The organism is Candidatus Anoxymicrobium japonicum (assembly GCA_002843005.1).
Lineage (GTDB): Bacteria > Actinomycetota > Geothermincolia > Fen-727 > Anoxymicrobiaceae > Anoxymicrobium > Anoxymicrobium japonicum.
In genome coordinates this window covers 1-4,820 of the sequence record PHEX01000090.1, presented here as the reverse complement: position 1 = coordinate 4,820, position 4,820 = coordinate 1, and the positions used below count along the sequence as shown (strand labels likewise).

Here is a 4,820-nt window from a genome sequence, read left to right as displayed (position 1 = left end):
GGTTGGGGCAGAACCCCCCTAGCCCCCCTTGTCAGGGGGGTACCTCGCCCCCCACCTTAATCCTCCCGCCGTCTAAAGGGGAGAAGATCATAATCTTCAAAGCATCGGTCGCGCTTGCGCGGCACGCACAATTCTACGAGATCGGCAAAGTAACCGTGAAGGTCGTTCCGTGTCCGAGCAGGCTCCAGACTTTTATGTCGCCGCCAAGAGTTCCCGCGAGCTCTTTGCATATTGAAAGTCCGAGACCAGCGCCACTGTGCTTCAACGAGCGCGACTTGTCGACGCGGTAAAACCTGTCAAATATGTTCGCGAGCGCGTCCGGCGGGATTCCAGGCCCGCTGTCCGCCACGGATATCTGAACATGCGTATCTGAAACGCCCGCGGACAGCGTAACGGTGTCATTCGCGTTTGTGTACTTGAATGCGTTGTCAAGCAGGTTGGTCAGGATGCGCTCCAGGCGGTCCGCGTCCGTGAAAATCGTGAGCCCTTCCGCGGGCGGATCCACCCGAAACACCTGTCCGTCACTCTCGGCGCGCATGCCGTAGACGTTTTCGAGCTTGCGCATCAGATCAACCAGATCGACCTGCCTCTTTTCCGACCGCAAGCCGCCCGCGTCAATCTGCGACAGCAGCAGCATGTCGCGCAGAACACGCACGAGCCGTTTGCTCTCCTGATTGATTATCTCGAGCGAGCGATTCCGCTCACTCTCGCTTTTGGTCACGCCGTCGAGAAGAGCCTGGCTGAAACCTTCTATGCTCGTCAGCGGGGTGCGCAGCTCGTGCGAGACGTTCCCCACGAACTCCCGTTGAAGCTCATACGCGGCGCGCACTCTTTCGGCCATCATGTTGAAGTCGCGTGCGAGCTCAGCGGTCTCGTCAGAGCCGCGCACCGGCACTTCGGCGGAGTAATCCCCGGCGGACATCTTTCGCGCCGCGGCCGTGGCCTCTCTGATAGGCCTGCTCAACGCGCCGGAGAGGTAGAGCGCCAGTAGCATCGATATCCCCATGGCAATCAAGCCGGCCACGGCCACGTAGCCTACGAGAGCGCCCGCCACCAACCCGATTTCCTCCACAGGCTTGATAGCCATCAGGAAAACCGGGCTACTGTCCATAAAACTCGGGGCAGTCGCAAAGAGATAGTTCTTTCCGAACCGCTTGAAGTAGCGCTCGGTGATGCGCGGGCCGGTCTCGCTGAAGATGCCCTCCGGCATCTTTATGGCGCGATTGCCGAAAACGGGGCGGGCCTTCGACTCGACAATGACCGTACCGTCGGACGCGATGAGCAACAGTTTCACCTTTGATATCTCCGACTCCGCGTTAAGTATTTTGAGCACCACGCCGCTGTCGGGGTTTGCCTGCCGGGCCCGGACTGGCGATGCGGGTTGGCCATCGCTCAGTTTTTTGACATGTTTCGCTATAGCGATGACTTCTCGGATCAGATCCTTGCGTTCTCGGTCACGGGTATAGCGGGACAGAAAGAACAGAAAGAACAAGCTCGCGAGAAGAAGCGAGATGACGACGACTACAAAGTACGTGGCAATGACCCGCCCTCGAAGAGTTCTGAACACCTTGTCTACGCGCCTTTGAAACGATAACCGACGCCTCTTACCGTCTCGATAAAACGGGGCCGGTCCGCGTCGTCCGCGAGCTTCTCTCGAAGGTGACGTATGTACACATCAACCGCGCGCGTGTCGCCGATGTACTCGTATCCCCAAACTTTCTCCATGAGCCGCTCGCGGGTGAGAACGATTCCGGGGTTTGCCGCGAGCGCGTACAGAAGATCAAACTCTTTGGCGGTCAGCCCGACGTCGCCAGCGCCTTCGACTTCGACGCTCCGCCGACGCGCGTCGATGGTGACGCCGGCGCGCGATCCAGGAGTTCCTCGTCCCGGCTATCCAGTTGCTTCGAGCGGCGCAGAACCGCTTTCACCCGCGCCACGAGCTCGCGAGGGCTGAACGGTTTTGTCAGGTAGTCATCCGCGCCAAGCTCCAGCCCGACCACCCTGTCTATCTCGGCCTCGCGAGCGGTAAGCATGATAACCGGCGTCTGTGAATTCTTGCGGATCTCGCGCAAGACATCCAGGCCGTCTTTCCCGGGCAGCATTATATCCAACACCAGCAGGTCAGGCTTTTCCGCCGCGAACATCTCGATCGCGGTGTCGCCATCAAACGCGCGCAAAACTTTATATCCCTCCTTGCCGAGGTACAGCTCGACCAGCTCGACTATGTGCTCTTCGTCATCGACTACGAGGATCTTTTCCCGCTCGGCCTCCATGCAACCTCCTTTGACGGTGCCACCATAAGCAAATGATATTCCTATCCGGTGAGAAATGTCACCAAAACGCATAATGGGGTCAAACCAAAATATGCGTTTTTTATACGCACCGTTCTCCCATTTATCTATTGCAAAACGCATATTTTGGTTTGACCCCATTATGCGTTTTTTCAGGACAGCTATGTGATAAAGTTCCCTTCTGTGAGCCGTTGGAAACAAGGAGCCTTCCGTGATAATCGATACGCACACTCATATCTTTCCGCCTGACGTCATAGAGCGGCGCGAGATGTTCGCCAAGCGCGACTCGTCATTCGACTCTATATACGGGAACCCCAAAGCCAGGATGGTCACCTTTGAAGCTCTCATCGAGGAGATGGACGAGGCCGGGGTGGATATTTCGATCGCCTGCGGCTTCCCGTGGCGGAGCATCGACATGTGCCGCCGGCATAACACCTACATGATGGAGGCGGTAGCAGCGTTCCCCGAGAGGCTGGTGGGCCTGGCAATCGGGAACCCGGTGGCGGGGAAGGCGTGCGACGCGGAGCTCGAGAGGGCTTTTGCAGGAGGTCTGAAAGGCGTCGGCGAGATATCGGCCGACGCGCAGGGGTTCAGGCTTGACGACCCCGGCACGATGGGTCGCCTTGTCGGCGCTGTCTCGGACGCCGATTTGTTTCTGCTCCTGCACGCGAACGAGGATGTAGGCCACTTCTACCCCGGCAAGACTCCCACCACGCCGGCGGCGGTCTATCGGTTTCTCGAGAAGTTTGGTGATGTGACGACGGTTCTGGCTCACTGGGGCGGCGGGCTCTGTTTCTACGAGCTGATGCCCGAGGTCGCCAGGGTCGCGTCTTCGGTCTATTACGATACAGCGGCATCGCCATTCCTCTACAAGCCTGACGTTTACAAGATCGCGCTCGACATTGCGGGGAGCGGTCGCATCCTCTTCGGGACGGATTACCCGCTGCTACGGATGCGCAGGCACTTAGACGAGCTGGATCAGGCGGGGCTGCGGCCCGACGCTCTGGAAGGCATACTGGGCAAGAACGCGCAGGCCATGCTTGGCCACAGATTTTAATTAGATTCTAATCGGCTAACAGATTGAGCAGTCCATACAGGTCTTCTGTCACAGGCACATCCGCCAGTTCCCTTAGAACATCGTCAACGGCTATCGTCAACGGCACAGGGAGTGGGATTTGAACTCGTGGAGCACACGTTGGACAAAATGTCGGGTTGTAGCGCGTTTGCAGATGCTCCCGACATAGCGGATCGGAGTTTGTGCGGTAGATAGGACATTTGTCCATTATAATTGACAGCTGTCCACCATTTAGGACATAATGATGATATGAAGTTACACGGTGCCGTCGAAGACATTTTGGGAAGCAAAATAAAGATCGGGATACTTCGTCTCCTCTTTCGCACCCGTGGTCTGTTTTCCGGACGAGAGATCTCAAGAATGGTCGGTTTCTCACCTACTCACACGATATCTAATCTCAGGGAACTTGAGGCCGCAGGACTTATCTTGCGACAGCGAGCCGGAAAGACCGATCTGTATCAACTTAATGATAAAAACTCCGCGATTGACGGCGTGCTCGCGCCGATCTTCGATTGGGAAAGCAACCTTCTCGCTGAATTGGCAGAGATGTTCGCGGACAGACTGGGCGCTAAGATTGTTTCAATCAGGCTGTTTGGAAGTGTCGCAAGAGGGGAAGAAAAATCAGATAGCGACGTTGACCTCCTTCTCACACTCACCGATGGAGTTGATATAGACGAGTTGGAAGAAGTCATAGCCGAGATTGACTTGGACGCGGGACGGAGACTCGGATGTCCTGTGTCTACCGTCTTCGTAACAGAAAGCGAATATACGAAAAAGGTTAAAAGCAAAAAAGGCTTCTGGAAGGACATCCCGAGGGAAAGCAAGGTGATATATGAACGTACAATTTGTGGGAGATGCTGAGTGACGAAAAAGATATCGACTCGGGATGTAAGTAAATCCGCCGCCATTAATTATTTCGGTAAGTCTCAGCAGTTTTCGAGAGCAATGATCGAGTCACTTGGCAAAGACGATTGGGATGCTACCGGCCTGAACGCGGTTCATTGCGCCATTTCCGCTAATGACGCTGTTCTGGTGTTGACCAAAGGCATTCGCCCGACGAGTTCGAAGCACGACGATTCAATAGCACTACTCGAGTCCCTGGTTGTAGTTTCTGGAGTGAAAAGCGCAACATTACAGCTCAAGCGCCTGGTCGCCAAGAAAAACCTTATTGAATACGAGGAGCGAATGTTCCGGGAGAGCGAGGCAAGGAATGCTGTTAAGAACGCCTCGCGCTTTCTTGCGTGGGCTGAAGGTGTATTTGCCAATATAACCGTCCAGTGAAGGCCTGGCCCCTGGCGGAGGGGGAAAAACGCAACACCTGGGGTCAGGCCCCCTTTGTTGCGTTTTCTATTCCTTCCGCTGGCGGAGGGGGTGGGATTCGAACCACCCCACGCGCCGCTCGGCGCACGGTGTTTCAGCTTTGACACCACGCCATCAGACTCAGTATTACAGCG

4 protein-coding genes and 1 pseudogene are annotated in these 4,820 nt (G+C 56.1%); 3 read left to right on the top strand and 2 right to left on the bottom strand.

Translation table 11 applies throughout. The features are described 5' to 3' along the window. Nucleotides 1-133: 133 nt before the first annotated feature. Entirely contained in the window at nt 134-1,567 is a 1,434-nt protein-coding gene (locus CVT63_07765; GenBank protein PKQ27488.1) for a hypothetical protein, read from the bottom strand. A gap of 5 nt (nt 1,568-1,572) precedes the next feature. Continuing rightward, nucleotides 1,573-2,273: pseudogene (locus CVT63_07760) on the bottom strand (DNA-binding response regulator). A gap of 229 nt (nt 2,274-2,502) precedes the next feature. On the opposite strand from CVT63_07760, the gene CVT63_07755 reads away from it, so the two are divergent. The 3 genes from CVT63_07755 to CVT63_07745 all read left to right on the top strand — a co-directional run bounded on the left by CVT63_07755 (nt 2,503) and on the right by CVT63_07745 (nt 4,647). Further along, a complete protein-coding gene (locus CVT63_07755; protein ID PKQ27487.1) occupies nt 2,503-3,348 on the top strand; it encodes a hypothetical protein in 846 nt (281 codons plus the stop codon). A 267-nt stretch (nt 3,349-3,615) separates the two neighbouring features. Beyond that, a complete protein-coding gene (locus CVT63_07750) occupies nt 3,616-4,227 on the top strand; it encodes a hypothetical protein (protein ID PKQ27486.1) in 612 nt (203 codons plus the stop codon). Then, nucleotides 4,228-4,647, top strand: a complete 420-nt coding sequence (locus tag CVT63_07745; GenBank protein PKQ27485.1) for a hypothetical protein — start codon at nt 4,228-4,230, stop codon at nt 4,645-4,647. The last annotated feature ends 173 nt before the right edge of the window (nt 4,648-4,820 follow it).

Excerpts from the sequence above, each read along its gene's own strand:
- CVT63_07750 (PKQ27486.1), top strand. The coding sequence starts at position 3,616 with ATGAAGTTACACGGTGCCGTCGAAGACATTTTGGGAAGCAAAATAAAG.